Here is a 16087-nt window from a genome sequence, read left to right as displayed (position 1 = left end):
GGATGAGGTTAAAAGGATGCATACAAAAACAGATTTATTAGAGGGTAATATTTTAAAATCTTTGATTTTATTTGCAATTCCACTTATTATTTCCAATTTATTTCAGCAGCTCTATAATGCGGCAGATACCATGATAGTAGGCCATTTTCTGGGTGATGAATCGCTGGCAGCAATCGGTGCATGTGCAGCGGTTTATGAACTGCTGGTAGGATTTGCACTGGGGTTTGGAAATGGACTTAGCATGGTAGTGGCAAGAAGCTTTGGTGTAGGAGATAAAGACTTGTTAAAGCGTGCAGTTGCAGGCTCTTTGGTAATTGGAGCAGCGGTGACGGTTGGTGTAATGCTGATTGCACAGATTGGACTTCGTCCGCTTCTGGTCTTGTTACATACACCATCAGAAATCATTGAGGAATCCTATTCTTATATTTATATTGTAACAATCTGTGTTGGAGTAATGTTTGCATATAATCTGTTGTCCGGATTGCTTCGTGCAATTGGAAACAGTTTTATGCCGCTGGCATTTCTGATTATTTCGTCCGTTATCAATATTGTACTGGATGTTCTTTTTATTACACAGTTTCAGATGGGAATCCGCGGTGCAGCAGTGGCAACGGTGGTAGCACAGGGAATTTCTGCAGTATTATGTGCCATTTATATTATGAAAAAATGTAAGATTTTAATACCGGCACGGGAGCATTTTAAAGTAGATGGACCACTTTACCTGGAACTGACAGGCCAGGGGCTTTCCATGGGCTTTATGTTAGCTATTGTATCTGCAGGAACAGTAATCCTGCAATATGCTATCAATCAGCTGGGTTATCTGATTATTGCGGGACATACAGCAGCACGAAAATTAAACAGTTTTTGTTCGTTGCCATTAATGCCACTGGCAATGGCAACAGCAACCTTTGTATCCCAGAACCGGGGAGCAGACCAGCGTGACCGTATCCTTAAGGTAGTACGGTATGCCATGATACTGTCTGTTGGCTGGGCAGTATTTATTACCGTTATTGTTGCATTTGCCGCACCTTCCCTGATTGCATTGCTCTCCGGCTCATCCGAAAGTGTAGTTCTTGAAAATGGTGCCAGATATATCCGCTGGAATACACCGTTTTATTCGGTTCTTGGAATTCTTATGGTACTTAGAAATGTGTTACAGGGACTTGGTAAAAAGGTAGTGCCACTGGTTTCAAGCATGATAGAACTGGTAGGAAAAATTGCATTTGTTTTATTGTTTATCCCAATCTTGAAATATTTTGGTGTAATTATCTGTGAGCCGGTTATCTGGTGCCTGATGTGTATCCAGCTTGTCATATCCTATTACAGAGACCCTTATATCCGTGGAAAGGAAGAAAAGAAATGAAGCTTGGAATCGTAGGAACAGGAACTATCGTAGAAGAAGTACTTCCGGTATTGCAGCAGGTAAAAGGGCTTTCCTGCTATGGAATTTGTGGAACAAAGCGCAGTGAAGCAAAAGCAGAAAAATTAAAAGAACAGTATCAGATGCAGCTTGCTGTAAGTGATTATGAAAAGCTTCTGGATTCGGAAATTGATACTGTCTATATTGCTGTGCCAAATCTTTTACATTTTGAAATGGCAAAAGAAGCAGTTCTTCGTGGAAAACATGTTATTGTAGAAAAACCCATGACAGCCAATGAAAGACAGGCAGAGGAGCTTTGTGCCCTTGCAAAGAAGCAGGGAGTATTTTTATTTGAAGCTATTACCACACGGTATCAGTCGAACTATCAGTTTATCAAAGAGCAGTTACCGACGATTGGCAAAATTAAAATGGCAGTCTGCAATTTCAGCCAATATTCCAGAAAATATGACCGTTTCCAGAATGGAGAAAACATTCCTGTTTTTGATGCAAAGCAGGCAGGTGGAGCTTTGATGGATTTAAACTTATATAATATCCAGTATTTAGAAGGCTTGTTTGGAGAACCGCAGTCTGTGCATTATACCGCAAACATGGAAAAAGGAATTGACACCAGCGGTGTTGCAATTTTATCTTATCCCGGCTTTCAGGCAGTTGCAATAGGCGCAAAGGACTGTCAGGGACAGCCGGAATATCGCATTGAAGGAAGCGAAGGCTACATTGCCCAGAACAGCCCGTGTAATGTCTGCGGCGCAGTGACCATCCATTACCGGGATGGAAGAGAGGTATCCTATGATGGAAATGGAGATGCACACCGGATGTATGCAGAGTTTGTTTCCTTTGTAAATGAGATAGCATCAAAGGACACTGCAACCTGCTACGAAATGCTCGACCACAGCCTTGCGGTCAGCCGGATACTGACCCGGGCAAGAGCGGATGCCGGAATTGTATTTCCGTGTGATGAAAATTAGTCAAGTATGATTTAGTCAATCGTACTTGACTAAATTGTATTTGACGAAGGTAATCCTTCCATCTCCACACTATCTCCATATCTATGTAATAAGATGTAACAAGTTCGTAACAACTTGCGAATGATTACATAGGAAATTGCGAGAAGAGAAAATTATTTGAATTTATTTTAGAAAATGAACAATAGCCAGACAATCCGAAATTCTTAGTGCCCCTTGCAGTTATGATGCGGTCTTTGCATTTGCCGGGCTGCCCGGCTATTTCTTACTTAGTAAAAATAAATAGAATATCTCTTCTGCAATACCTGATGATTACATAGGTAAGGAGACAGATATGAAATACAAAACAGTAAAAAAATTATGGTTTGCAGCCGCAATCCTGACAACTACAACTTCATTATGGACCAATGTCAATGCCATGGAGGCACCAGCTGTATCTGGTGCAGGTGTAATCCGTGCACTGAATGAGCAGCGTATTTTATCAGAACAGTATGCGATTCAGCAGATACAGACAGAAGCAGGTGAATTGGCAGAGCATGAAGCAGCAGGCGAAGCAGAAATAAATGGTGTGGCAGAACTTTCACTTGGAAATGCAGAAGAGGAAATGCCGGCAGCAGACCAGCCGGAACTTGCGGTTGCAATCGCACCGAATTATGTGAATATTCGAAAAGAACCGTCTACAGAAGGAGAAGTGCTTGGAAAACTTTACCGTAATACGGTAGGTGTGATAGAGGCGGCAGAAGAGGGCTGGTATTATATTACTTCCGGTTCAGTCAGCGGATATGTCAGTGCAGAATATGTCTGTGTGGGAGAAGAAGCAAGAGCACTTGCGGAAGAAATTGGCACACAGCTTGCCCGGGTAACTACAACAACTTTAAAAGTGCGTACGGAAGCATCCACGGAGGCTGCCGTATTAGGACTGGTACCGGGAGGCGATATACTAACGGTAACAGAGACACTGGATGGCTGGTTAAAAGTTGATGCAGAGGAAGGGGAGGGCTATGTAGCGGCAGATTATGTAGAAACCTATACGGAATATCCCCATGCAGAATCTGTTCAGGAAGAAGCAGAACGGTTAGCAAGAGAAGAAGCCGCAAGAAGAGCGGCACAGGAAGCAGAAGCCAGAAGAAAAGCGGCAGAGCAGCAGGCAGCAGCACAAAAGAAGGCAGCAGTGAAGCAGAGCACCAATCATACAACAGCAGGGAATGCAACATCTAAAGCTTCAACATCTGGAAATGCTGCATCCGGAAACAGCGGAACAGGGGCGTCTGCATCTGATGCCAGTTTAGGCAGGCAGATTGCAGATTATGGATTGCAGTTTGTAGGAAATCCATATGTATATGGTGGAACCAGTCTTACAAATGGGGCGGATTGTTCCGGCTTCGTGCAGAGTGTATATAGGAATTTTGGAATTAATCTGCCAAGAACCTCCGGTGAGCAGGGAGCCTGCGGAAGCGCAGTGTCATCTTTGGCAGAGGCACAGCCGGGAGATTTAATCTGGTATTCCGGTCATATCGGAATCTATATCGGAAACGGACAGATTGTGCATGCAAGTTCAGCAAAGACCGGAATTAAAGTATCAAATGCAGGCTACCGGACGATTCTTTCTATCCGAAGAATTGTATAAAGAGAATAAAAATTTTTATCCGTGGAGATACTGACTACAATAGAAAAGATTATAAATTAGTAGAAAAGATTGTAGCAGGAAGGATAGAAGATATATGGGAACAAAGGGAACCATTATCATTCAGGAGTCAGAAGGAAGGATGCCCCAGGAACTCTGCCAGCAGCTTTTAGAAGAGGGCTACCGCATTGTATACGAAGAAGACAGGCGGGCAGGAAGTCAGATTGAAATTGGAACGGCCTGTATCTTAGAAGTAGACAATCATTGTATCAGAAGAGGCAGGAAAAAGATTCATCTGACACCTAATGAATATAAAATTTTATATACCATGGTGAAATCTCCCCACCGGGTATATAGCAGAAACCAGTTGATTACTTATGCGTTAGAGGATGCCTTTGATGGCTATGACAGAACCATAGATTCCTATATTAAGAGTATCCGGAAGAAAATTGAAAAGAATCCCAGACGGCCGCGTTATATCATAACGGTGCACGGAGTCGGATATAAATATGTTCCATCAGACAGTGAGGGCACTCATGGAGAATAAGAGCCTGGAACAGAGGATGGAAACAGAACCGGTGCATCGTGTGATTTTGTCACTGGCGGCACCTACGGTACTTAGTATGCTGGTAATTTCTGCTTACAGTATCGTGGATACCTTCTTTGTAACAAGACTTGGCAGCAGGGCAACCGGAGCGGTCGGAATTACATTTGCACTGGTGGCATGGATACAGGCAGTGGGCTATACTGTTGGCATGGGAGCGGGAAGCCTTGTTTCAAGGCTCCTTGGAAAGAAAGAAAAAGAGCAGGCAGAGCAGATTGCAAATTCGGCAATTATGTCAGGGCTGCTGCTTGGACTTATAAGTCTGGGGGCAGGTCTGATTTTTTTGACACCTTTGCTGAAGCTTTCCGGTGCAACAACAGAGCTGCTTCCATATGCAAGGGAATATGCCCTCTTTGTATTGCTGTCGGCACCCTTTACCATAGAGACACTGGTACTTGGTACGCTTCTTCGGGCGCAAGGCAGGGCGAAAGCATCTATGGCAGGAATGGTAACCGGTGGAATTCTTGATATTATACTGACACCGGTGTTTCTGTTTGTCTTAAATCTTGGAGTAAAAGGAGCCGCATTAGCGGCATTTATCGGACAGACAGTGGCAGCGATGGTACTGGGAGGCTGTTTCTGGCATGGCAGAATGAAACTGAATAGAAAGAAACAAAGTAAAAATTTTTTCAAAATAAAGGACTATGGTAGCATTATAAAAAATGGTCTGCCGTCGCTTTGCAGGCAGGGATTTGCCAGCGCGGCAGCCGTATTGTTAAACCGGCAGGCGGTAGGATATGGAGATGCGGCAGTAGCAGCAATGTCTGTAGACGGACGGTTATTTATGGTATTTTTCAGCCTTTTTATCGGATATGGTCAGGGTTTTCAGCCGGTGGCAGGGTATCAGTTTGGAGCTGAAAATAAAAAAAAGTTAAAGCAGGCATTTATTTTTACTTTATGGAGCAGCATCATAGCGGCGGCAGGAATCGGTCTGGCAGGATTCCTTTTCGCACCGATGACCATGAGCTTCTTTTTAAAAGAAGATATGGCAGCACGAATCGGCATTTTTACTTTTCGAAGCCAGTGCCTGATTTTTCCGCTGATTCCCATAGGAATTTTAAGTAATATGCTGTTTCAGGGAATCGGGCAGCAGGGGAAGGCGGCATTTCTATCAGCGTGCCGTCAGGGAATTGTATTTCTTCCGTTGATTTTCCTTCTACCGGAATGGATCGGGCTGGCGGGAGTGGAGATTGTGCAGGCGTTGTCAGATGGGCTGACTGCAATCATCAGCATTCCATTTGTGTTTTGTTATTTCCAAAAGAGTGAGAAAAAAAGAACAAAAAAAAAGACCAGTGACGGAAAGCGGCGGCTATGAAGCGCCGTTTGGTCAACTGGTCTACTGAACCATTTCTACCAGATAAGCTAACATGGTAACAGGTTCTTTCTTCTGTGCTTTCATCTCTCTTACATATGCTTCGTATTTTGCTACGAACCTGGAAAGACCCAGCACTGCATCCTGCTCTAAGAACATACAAATCCCTCCTTATGCAATTTATTATCTGAACAAACCTCTTTGTTCGTTTAGTATTATATACTTACCTTTGGTAAATGTCAACAAAAAAGATGTGAAAAAATTGTGTAAAATTACCATAAAAGAAAATTAAGTTTTTGTTAATAAAATGTAAGGAACATTTGGTGTATGATGATAAGGAATGAAATAACAGATAACCCATATAGGAGCAGATAAAAATAAATGAGACAGACCGGAAGAGGAAAGAGAAAAACAGGAAGAAAAAAATATACATATGAGAAACCACATACAGCAGCAGAATACCGGCGCAGAAGAAGACAGCAGCAGGTGCGGATTCAGAGAATGCTGCTGCTTTTAGGAATTGTTCTTGTAGTAATTTTCATATTTGTATTAGGTGGGAAATTGCTCCGATGGATAAGGGGAAAACATTTGGCAGCAGCAGATGTGCCGGCAGCCATTACCAAAGTGGTAGAAAATCCGCCGGATTATGATGTGCAGCTTCTTACGATAAATGATTATTCCAGACCGGGACTTGCAATTGATCAGGTAAATGGCATTGTGGTGCATTATACTGCAAATCCGGGAACCACAGCACAGCAGAACCGTGATTATTTTGAAGGCTTAAAGGACAGCCATGAAACACATGCCAGCAGTCATTTTGTCATCGGACTGGATGGTGAACTGATTCAATGCATCCCATGCAAAGAGATTTCCTATGCATCCAATGACAGGAACAATGATACTATTTCCATCGAATGCTGTATCCCGGACGATACCGGAAGATTCAACGATGCCACCTACCAGACATTAGTGCATCTGGTGGCATGGCTTTGTGGCAGATATGATCTGACCATGGATGATGTCATCCGTCATTATGACGTAACCGGAAAAAACTGTCCGAAATATTATGTGGAACATGAGGATGCCTGGAAACAGTTTAAGGTGGATGTGGCAGATTATATAGAAAAGAATGGAGTTGCCCCGGAAAATCTAAAAAATGACAAGGAGTAAGTCTTGCCAAATCTTCTGATTTCAAGTAATATTAAATCATTGATAGTGGAGAGACGAAAAGTCCACTGGTTGTAAGAAGGAAAAACATGTTAGAAGAGATTTGTAAGGCACTGACCGAAGAGACGAATATACGTGAAAATCTGATAGAATTAAAGAAAAGCATAAAAAATCAGGATGCATTGAAGGAATGGAAAGAATACCATGCAACGCATCCGGTTTTGTATGCTTTTTTGAGCTCCGAAGATGCTAAAATCCGGAAAAATGCAGCACTTATTCTGGGTGAGACAAATGAATCAGGGGCGGCAAAAGCACTGTTTGAGGCATACCAGAGGGAGAATACACGCTTTGTGAAAAGTTCTTATCTTACTGCAATGAATGGACTTGATATAGAGACTTATCAGGACGCATTCGGGAAGCGTTACAAGGAATTGTTAGCAGAAGTTCCGGCAGAAAGCGAAAAGAAGCACAGAACGGAAGAACTGCATGCTCTGGATAAATTGTTAGGTGGGCTGAACCAGAATAAGAAGCATCGTTTTACTGGATATGAAGAAGAGGTAGAAGTGCTTCTGACAACCAATCCTGCATATCGTGAGATTACGGCAGAACAGATAAAAAAAGATCGCCCGGTGCTGGTTCCGGCAGGTGTAAAAGTAAAGACAACACATCTCAGGGATGTGATAAAGATTCGTACTTTCCGGGAGATGCTGTTGCTATTGTCCGGGGGACACCGGATTGCTGCAGAACCGGAAGCGGTAGCAGAGGCATATGCAAAATCAAATCTTATGGAGTTATTAAACAGGCTGCATGAGGGCAATCCACCATTTCGCTTCCGCATGGAAGTAAGGGGCATTGCACCGGAAGAAAAAGGCAGCTTTATCCGGAAAGCGGCAGCAACATTAGAAGATTTAACCGGACATCAGCTGTTAAATACGGTAGATGGCTATGAAATAGAATTGCGGCTTACGAAGAATACGGATGGCACATTATATCCATCCTGTAAATTATTTACGATTCCAATGCGGAGATTTTCTTACCGGAAGGAAGCAGTTGCAGCATCCATTCATCCGGTAAATGCAGCATTATTTATGAAGCTGGCAGAACCTTATCTGAAAAAGGGTGCACAGGTATTGGATCCGTGCTGCGGAGTTGGTACCATGTTAATAGAACGTGACCTTCTGGTGCCGGCGGGAGATATGTACGGACTGGATATTTTTGGAGAGGCTGTGATAAAGGCAAGAGAGAATGCCAAAGCGGCAGGAAGGCAGATTAATTATATTAATCGTGATTTTTTTGATTTTACACATAAATACCTTTTTGATGAAATCATTTCCAATATGCCATTGAGAGGGAAGAAAACAAGAGAAGAACAGGATGCCTTTTACAGTCAGTTCTTTGATTGTGCAGGAAAATTCCTGAAAAATGGTGGTCATATGATTTTATATTCCAATGAGGGCGGCTTTGTAAAGAAACAGCTGCGGAGACATATGGAATATCGTCTATTAGACGAGTTCTGTATACGGGAAAAAGAAGGTTTTTATTTATTTATAGTCGGTAAAAAGGGGTAACAAAAATGAAGCAGAAGTTGGACATGCAAAGGAGTAATGAGTTAATGTTTGGAGCGGAATTACTCGACGGAAGAGTGCTTCAGGGATTACAGGACCGTTTCTGTGCCTGTAATAATTTATATTGTGTATGCTTAAGCCAGATGCAGGGGGTTGTGACCAAGGCATATGGTTCCAAGGAAGAACTGAATTATCTTCATGAAAAAGTCGGTATGGCACGCCATATTGTGCTGCTGAACAGACTGATTACCTCTGAGATGGAAGATGTAGTGGAAGAACCATTGGAAGAGGATTATTTGAAAATGAACGGTGTTGCAATCCGTGTAGGCGGTAAGATTGCAGCAATCTGGATTGTCATTGGTGTGCTTTCTGATATAGCCGCACCAGAACAGGAGATTCCGGAGAATATCCAGAAGACTACGACAAAGCAGTATTACAATTCACTTGATTTTTTAACCTATATATCCAAACAGTATTTTGCTACAAAGTTGGATGAGCTTCTGGCACAGGAAGCATTTGCCAAAAACAGGGAAAGCCAGGAGCAGATTAAGACAGAATTACAGCGTACAGAGGTCATGACTTCTATCGTGAAAATGCTGGAGAGTGAAAATGGCTTTTCCAAAATTGCAGACGAAATTCTGACAGATGTATGCAATTATCTGAAAATCAGTAATGCAGCATTGCTCCGTATTAACCGGGATGGCGAGACTGCGGATATGATAAGTGAATGCTGTCTGGAGGAAGAGGATGCATTGATTGCAAAATGCCAGGGCATTTCCACATCAGAATTTCCTTTTACCAATGGCAAGCCTTATATGATTTCAGCAGATTCCATACTGCCGCCCGCATTTGCACAGTTTTTTGAAAAATGGAATATTCAGGCGGCAATCAGCCTGCCGGTAGAGATTAACGGGGAAGCTGCCATGTATTTATGCTTCTTTGAACTGCGGAAACGCCGTATCTGGGATGTTTCCGATATTAAATTTTTAAATGAAGTAAAACAGATTGTGCAGAGTATTTTGATTAAGCGGATTACAAAGAATTCGCTGGCAAGTTCTTATGCATCCTTAGAGGCAATCCTTGAAAATGTAGGCTGTGGAATCTGTGTAAGGGATATGCTTTCGGAGAAGATTCTTTATACGAACCAGCAGTTTCACAGGTTATTTGCAGATGACCGGTTTGAAAAGCAGCAGGATGAGATTTTCCGTTCCGGTAATAAGCGTTATGGAACCGGCAATTTTGTAGAATATTATTCCAAAGAGGATAACCGGTATTTTGACATTTATCATACCCAGATTAACTGGGTGGATGGCAGAATGGTTATGCTGCTGACGGTTTATGATGTGACGGATAAAAAGCTTTATCAGCAGAAGATTGAACGCCAGGCGAATAATGATTTCCTGACGGGACTTTATAACAGAATGCGTTGTGAGCATGATGTGGAAATCTATATCCAGAGAGCCAGGGAACAAGGTGGCAAGGGAGCACTCTGCTATATTGACCTGGATGACTTTAAGCATATTAATGATGGTCTGGGACATCAGTATGGGGATATTCTGCTGCAGACGATTTCAAGAAGCCTGCGGGGAGTGACCGGACTGGAATCTACCTGCTACCGCATGGGTGGTGATGAGTTTATCATCATTGTTAATCAGGAAAAATATCAGCGTCTGGATGAGATTTTAACAGAGATTAGGAATATTTTCTCCAAGCCATGGTTCTTAAAAGGTGGAGATTACTACTGTACCATGAGTATGGGGGTGGTATGTTTCCCGGATGACGGAGACAATGTACAGGAATTAATCAAAAAAGCAGATATTGCTTTATACGAAGCCAAAAAGGGTGGTAAAAACCGTATAGAATTCTATGATGAAAATGTAGAAGCGACATCCTTTAAGCGGCTTGATTTAGAGAAGAATATGCGTTATGCCACTACAAATTCCTGCCAGGAATTTGAGGTGTATTATCAGCCGATTGTGGATATTTCCAGACCGGGAGACCCATGTAGTGGAGCCGAGGCACTTATCCGCTGGAATTCTGAGGCAATGGGGATGATTTCCCCGTCTGAATTTATTCCACTGGCAGAATATTTAGGACTTATCAATCCAATCGGAAGCTTTGTATTGAAAGAAGCCTGCCGCCGTTGTAAATACTGGAATGACATGGGACATCCGGAGTATCATGTCAATGTAAATCTTTCGGTGGTACAGCTATTGCAGAATGATATGAAAGAAAAAGTCAGGGAAGTGTTGGAAGAGACAAAGATGGATCCGGCAAACCTTACCCTTGAAGTAACAGAGAGCCTTGCAATTAACGATATGAAGCGTATGAAGAGGATTCTTTCGGATATCAAGAGCCTTGGCGTAAAGGTTGCACTGGACGATTTTGGAACAGGCTATTCTTCCTTGAACCATATCCGTGAGCTGCCGATTGACATTATCAAGATAGACCGCTGCTTTATCATTGACATTGGAAAAGATGAGTATTCAGAGGCCTTTGTAAAGATGGTATCAGAACTGGCAGAGACCATCGGAGTACGGATTTGTGTAGAGGGGGTAGAGGAAACGGAACAGGTGGAGAAGCTCCGCAGCATGAAGGTGCAGTATATTCAGGGTTATTATTATGGTAAGCCAATGCGTGCAGAGGACTTTGAAAAGAAGTATCTGTAGAAATAAAAGAATGAGTAAAAAGCTGATGGAAGGAAAGCTTTTTACCCATTTTAAGTTTAGCAGTCTATCTCCAGTTCTACCGGACAATGGTCGGAACCAGGAACTTCCGTATGAATGGCAGCTCCCTTTAACTTCTCTTTTAAGGACTGGGAAACCAGAAAATAATCAATACGCCATCCGGCATTCTTTTCTCTTGCGTGAAAACGGTAGGACCACCAGGAGTAGATGCCTTCCTGTTCCGGGTAGAAATAACGGAAGGTATCGATAAAACCATTCTCTAAAAGAACAGAGAATTTTTCCCGTTCTTCATCTGTAAATCCGGCATTTTTACGGTTGGTTTTCGGATTCTTCAAATCAATTTCTTTGTGGGCAACATTCAGGTCACCGCAGAAAATAACCGGTTTCTTTTCTTCTAATCCCTTTAAATACTGTAAAAAAGCATCTTCCCATTCCATACGGTAGGAAAGCCTTGCCAGTTCGCTCTGGGAGTTTGGCGTGTAGCAGGTGATGAGATAGTAGTTTTCATATTCTAATGTGATAACACGTCCTTCTTCATCATGCTCCGGGATGCCAATGCCATAGCTTACAGAAAGAGGTTCCTTTTTGGTAAAGATGGCAGTGCCGGAATAGCCTTTTTTCTTCGCATAATTCCAGTACTGGTAATAGCCCGGAAGGGAAAGGTCAATCTGTCCTTCCTGCAGTTTAGTCTCCTGAATACAGAATGCATCTGCATTGATTTCATGGAAGAAATCTAAAAATCCTTTATTGACACAGGCACGTAAGCCATTTACATTCCAGGAAATAAATTTCATAGTGAGTCTCCTTTTTATTGATACATATCGGTGATTGCGAAAAAGCGGTGTTTTATTTGAAAAGGCCTGTATTTGAAGCACTGGTGGCTTATGTGAAGTGAAATGCCAGCAATTCTTAGCTGCATATTTTTCTTGATGGTAAACTGTCTTTCCGTTGCTTTGACCGGATGCCGTCACTGTCCGCCGGGTGCGGATGCCACATAATAACTGCAAGGGGCACTAAGAATTTCGGGGCATATTTTGTCAGGTCCGGCAACCGGCACAAATTCACATCCATGTTTATATGTGCCTCGCTGGCACTTCCCTGTGCCAGCGTTGCCGGGTGCCGGACGAAATTCCAAGTGCCCCTAACAGCCATTAAAAGGCATCCGTACTCCGGCGGACAGTACCGGCATCTTGTCAAACATTGGAAAGACTGCTTTCTATCACAAAAGAAAAATATGCAGCTTAGAACTGCGGTATTTCATGTCAAAGCCACTGGTACTTCGAATACAACCTTTTGAAATAATAATTTCTTTTCGCAATCACATATTTGTTTCATTATACCCATTAGACTGGATATTCTTCAAGAAAAATATTATACTATTTTTATATATAAAAATGCAACGTATTATGGAGTTATAAGCAAAGGAGGACATGCGATGTTAGAGAAGGTAGATTTAAACCGGAAGATGGGGAAAAAGGAATATAAGGAGTGGATGGACGATTTGCAGCCAAAGTTATCCTATCTGCAGAGAGCCTGTAAGGAACAGAAGATTCCGGTCATGATTGTATTTGAGGGATTTGGTGCAGCAGGAAAAGGAACATTGATTAATAAAATCATTGAGCCTTTAGACCCGAGGGGATTTTCCGTTTATGCTACTGCAGTGGAGACCAAGGAAGAGAAAATGCATCCGTTCCTGTGGCGTTTCTGGACGAAGATTCCATCCCAGGGAAGAATTGCAATTTTTGACAGAAGCTGGTACCGGAGAGTGTTGGTGGACCGCTTTGACGGTGTGACCACAAAGGAGCAGCTTGATTATGCATTTGGAGAAATCTGTTCCTTTGAAAAACAATTAACGGATGATGGTATGGTAATTATCAAATTGTTTGCAGATGTGTCAAAGAAGGAGCAGAAGAAGCGTTTTGATAAGCTTCTGGAAGATAAGAAGACTGCATGGCGGGTAACAAAGGACGATTTGGCGAGAAATAAGCATTATGAAGAATATCTTGCCATGAATGAAGAAATGCTGGAAAAGACGGATTCTGAATATGCACCGTGGCATATTTTAGAATGTACCGACCGGGAATATGCAGCAGCAAAGATGACGGAAATCGTAGTTTCTGTGTTGGAGCAGGCAATCGCAGATAAGAAAGCCGAACAGGAGAAGAGGGAGCAGGAGAAAACAAAGGCGCAGGAAATAAAACAGGAAAAGGATACTTTGCAGGAAGCAGGAGCCGCATCACAAAAGGAGCAGGTACTTAAGAGCTCCGTACTGGCTGGAGTTGACCTTTCAAAGAAGATGGAAAAAGAGGAGTACAAAAAAGAACTTGCACGTCTTCAGGCAAGACTTTCCGAGCTTCATAATGAACTTTATAAATACCGGATTCCGGTGGTGCTGGCATTTGAAGGCTGGGATGCTGGTGGAAAAGGCGGAGCCATCAAACGGCTGACCCAGGCATTGGATCCAAGGGGGTATCAGGTAAATCCGGTGGCAGCACCCAATGATGCAGAAAAAACACATCATTATCTGTGGCGTTTCTGGAAACAGTTTCCAAAGGATGGTCATGTGGCAATATTTGACCGTTCCTGGTATGGCCGCGTTATGGTTGAGAGAATCGAAGGCTTCTGTCAGGAAGAGGAATGGAAGCGTGCTTACCATGAGATGAACGAAATGGAAGAGCAGCTGGCGCATCATGGAACCATTGTTTTAAAATTCTGGATGCACATTGATAAGGATGAGCAGGAGCGTCGTTTTAAGGAACGTATGGAAAATCCGGCAAAGCAGTGGAAGATTACCGATGAGGACTGGCGCAACCGTGAGAAATGGGATGCTTATGAAAAGGCAGTGGATGAAATGCTGATTCGTACCTCTACCACTTATGCACCATGGATTTTAGTAGAGGCAGACTGCAAGTATTATGCCAGAATTAAAGTACTTCGTACGGTGGTAGAAGCAATTGAGAAGCGTCTGAAAGAAGAAAAAGAACGGAAATAATTACCACTTGGTTCGTATTTCTTACCACTTATTCCAAAGGCATTTACAGAAAAATGTGTTTGTGTATAATGAGTGACATACACCATGGCCGATACTTGGCGCAGCACTGCTTTTGTCCATAGGCTTTGATAGCATGAAAGTGTATTTTGATAATGCGATGATGCAGCAGCCACAGGCAACGATTTATCTGGATGCATCCTTTTCCGGCGTAACAATTATATATGTATAAGAAATAGCATAGAGAAAGCTGTCAGCAAAATTTTGCTGGCAGCTTTCTCTAATGTATTTTATGCCTGTGTGCCCGGAAGCCGGAGGCTTGATTTCATCAGCAGGGCTGCAATTGCGGCAGTGAGAATTTCCGTAATCCAGAAAGCATGGAATACGCACTGTGGACCAAAGGCTTTACAGAGAACAAATGCAAGCGGAATGATAAAAAGGATATAACGGAGCAGTGAAATAATTAAGGATTGTCCGCCCTTTGAAAGCCCTTCCAAAGCACCGGAGGCAGTAATGGATACGGTGGAAATCAGGAAACCACAGCAGATAATCCGAAGGGCATTGCTTCCCACGGAAATTGTGGTGGCATTGTCTGTAAACATTCCGATAAGGTAAGGTGATGCAGTAAAGCAGATAATCATACCAAGAAGCATAATGACACCGTTCATACAGAGGGTAAGATGATAGATTTTCTTCACACGCTTGATTTCACCGGCACCATAATTGAAGCCCACCAGCGGACGCATCCCCTGGATAATTCCGTTGGCAGGAAGGTAGAGGAAGGTCTGCAGTTTGTAATAGATTCCGACGACTACCACATAACACTGGTCATATGCGGCAAGGAGTCCGTTTAAAAATGAGATCAGTAAGGACGGCAGAGCCAGATTTAAGATGGCAGGAATGCCGATACCATATAATTTCAAATCAAGATGTTTGTCCCGGATAAGATATTTTCGACTAATCCGTACACTGATTGGGCGCAGAAAATAGGCAAAGAGATAAAAAATAAGAGTCAGCAGCTGTCCGATACCGGTGGCAAGGGCAGCTCCGCGCATTCCCATTTTCGGGAAGAAGCCAATTCCGAAAATCAAAAGCGGGTCTAAAATGATATTGGCAATACAGCCTAGCATCAGTCCAATCATGGAGACATTCATTCTGCCGACAGACTGAAAGACCTTTTCAAAGGTTAAATTCATCATAATAATGATACTGAATACAAATACAATATTTGCATATTCTACACCTGACTTAAGAACATTACTGTCGGTGGTAAAGCGGCTTAAAAACGTAGGAATCAGGGCAATGCTTCCAATCGTTAAAATGACACCATGCAAAATAGAAAAGAAGAACCCATGGGTTGCAGCAATATTGGCTTTTTCCCCTTCTTTTGCACCAAGGTGAAAAGAAATTAAAGCATTAATTCCGACACCAAATCCAATTGCCACAGCATTGATAAAATTCTGCACCGGATAGACCAGGGAAAGGGCAGTCATGGCATCTTCACTGATTTTAGCCACAAACAGACTGTCTATAATATTATAAAGAGAATTTACCAGCATGGAGATAACCATAGGAAGTGCCATGGTAGTCAGCAGTGGTAAAATCGGTTTTTCTTTCATAAAATCTTCATTCATAATAATTGCTCCTTCTTTTTCTTATTTTCTCACTAATCCAAAGTGTGAGAAATAACAAAGAATGTGCCTTGGCACATTCTCGCACCTGCGGCGGTCGCTTGCGACATCTACCTTATACGCCGCAGTGTGCATCCTCGCGGAGCGTTTTTTACTTTACAGGAA

General features: G+C 42.6%; 13 protein-coding genes. 9 read left to right on the top strand and 4 right to left on the bottom strand.

What is annotated here, in order from left to right:
- Positions 1 to 16: 16 nt before the first annotated feature.
- The 5 genes from DV740_RS05585 (at position 17) to DV740_RS05565 (ending at position 5886) form a co-directional block, all read left to right on the top strand.
- Positions 17 to 1363: an MATE family efflux transporter gene (locus DV740_RS05585; protein WP_118087587.1), complete on the top strand. Its 1347-nt coding sequence runs from the start codon at positions 17 to 19 to the stop codon at positions 1361 to 1363.
- The gene (locus DV740_RS05580; RefSeq protein WP_022244003.1) at positions 1360 to 2346 is read left to right on the top strand and encodes a Gfo/Idh/MocA family protein; all 987 of its coding nucleotides are present in this window, start codon (positions 1360 to 1362) and stop codon (positions 2344 to 2346) included. The genes DV740_RS05585 and DV740_RS05580 overlap by 4 nt, the downstream gene beginning before the upstream one ends.
- Before the next feature lie 331 nt (positions 2347 to 2677).
- Positions 2678 to 3970, top strand: coding sequence for a C40 family peptidase (locus tag DV740_RS05575; protein WP_118087586.1), 1293 nt, complete (start codon positions 2678 to 2680; stop codon positions 3968 to 3970).
- 94 nt (positions 3971 to 4064) lie between these two features.
- Positions 4065 to 4514, top strand: a complete 450-nt coding sequence (locus DV740_RS05570) for a winged helix-turn-helix domain-containing protein (RefSeq protein WP_117842012.1) — start codon at positions 4065 to 4067, stop codon at positions 4512 to 4514.
- Positions 4504 to 5886, top strand: a complete 1383-nt coding sequence (locus DV740_RS05565) for an MATE family efflux transporter (protein ID WP_158561521.1) — start codon at positions 4504 to 4506, stop codon at positions 5884 to 5886. The genes DV740_RS05570 and DV740_RS05565 overlap by 11 nt, the downstream gene beginning before the upstream one ends.
- 21 nt (positions 5887 to 5907) lie before the next feature.
- On the opposite strand, the gene DV740_RS15185 is transcribed toward DV740_RS05565, so the two are convergent.
- Positions 5908 to 6042 carry a hypothetical protein gene (locus tag DV740_RS15185; RefSeq protein WP_022244007.1) on the bottom strand — a complete coding sequence of 45 codons (135 nt, stop codon included), beginning with the start codon at positions 6040 to 6042 and terminating at the stop codon, positions 5908 to 5910.
- A gap of 222 nt (positions 6043 to 6264) precedes the next feature.
- Between DV740_RS15185 and DV740_RS05560 the strand changes: the two genes are divergently transcribed.
- The 3 genes from DV740_RS05560 (at position 6265) to DV740_RS05550 (ending at position 11284) form a co-directional block, all read left to right on the top strand.
- Positions 6265 to 7053, top strand: coding sequence for a peptidoglycan recognition protein family protein (locus tag DV740_RS05560; RefSeq protein ID WP_118087584.1), 789 nt, complete (start codon positions 6265 to 6267; stop codon positions 7051 to 7053).
- Between the two features lie 86 nt (positions 7054 to 7139).
- Positions 7140 to 8618 carry a methyltransferase gene (locus tag DV740_RS05555; RefSeq protein ID WP_118087583.1) on the top strand — a complete coding sequence of 493 codons (1479 nt, stop codon included), beginning with the start codon at positions 7140 to 7142 and terminating at the stop codon, positions 8616 to 8618.
- Between the two features lie 5 nt (positions 8619 to 8623).
- Positions 8624 to 11284: a sensor domain-containing phosphodiesterase gene (locus DV740_RS05550; RefSeq protein WP_118087582.1), complete on the top strand. Its 2661-nt coding sequence runs from the start codon at positions 8624 to 8626 to the stop codon at positions 11282 to 11284.
- Between the two features lie 56 nt (positions 11285 to 11340).
- Here DV740_RS05550 and DV740_RS05545 read toward each other — a convergent pair whose 3' ends face one another.
- Positions 11341 to 12096 carry an exodeoxyribonuclease III gene (locus tag DV740_RS05545; RefSeq protein WP_022244011.1) on the bottom strand — a complete coding sequence of 252 codons (756 nt, stop codon included), beginning with the start codon at positions 12094 to 12096 and terminating at the stop codon, positions 11341 to 11343.
- Positions 12097 to 12211: 115 nt separating this feature from the next.
- Positions 12212 to 12454: a hypothetical protein gene (locus DV740_RS05540; protein ID WP_118087581.1), complete on the bottom strand. Its 243-nt coding sequence runs from the start codon at positions 12452 to 12454 to the stop codon at positions 12212 to 12214.
- Positions 12455 to 12737: 283 nt separating this feature from the next.
- Here DV740_RS05540 and DV740_RS05535 point away from each other — a divergent pair, with 283 nt between their 5' ends.
- On the top strand, positions 12738 to 14294 hold the full coding sequence (locus DV740_RS05535; protein WP_117842007.1) for a phosphate--AMP phosphotransferase: 1557 nt from the start codon (positions 12738 to 12740) through the stop codon (positions 14292 to 14294).
- A 287-nt stretch (positions 14295 to 14581) separates the two neighbouring features.
- On the opposite strand, the gene DV740_RS05530 is transcribed toward DV740_RS05535, so the two are convergent.
- Positions 14582 to 15925 (bottom strand): MATE family efflux transporter, encoded by a 1344-nt coding sequence (locus DV740_RS05530; RefSeq protein ID WP_022244013.1) that lies wholly within the window; start codon positions 15923 to 15925, stop codon positions 14582 to 14584.
- Positions 15926 to 16087 lie beyond the last annotated feature (162 nt).

It is taken from the genome of Roseburia sp. AF02-12 (assembly GCF_003461765.1).
In the GTDB taxonomy this organism is placed as follows: domain Bacteria; phylum Bacillota; class Clostridia; order Lachnospirales; family Lachnospiraceae; genus Roseburia_C; species Roseburia_C amylophila.
Note: the sequence above shows the minus strand (reverse complement) of the source record. Positions and strands in the feature narration are given on the sequence as shown.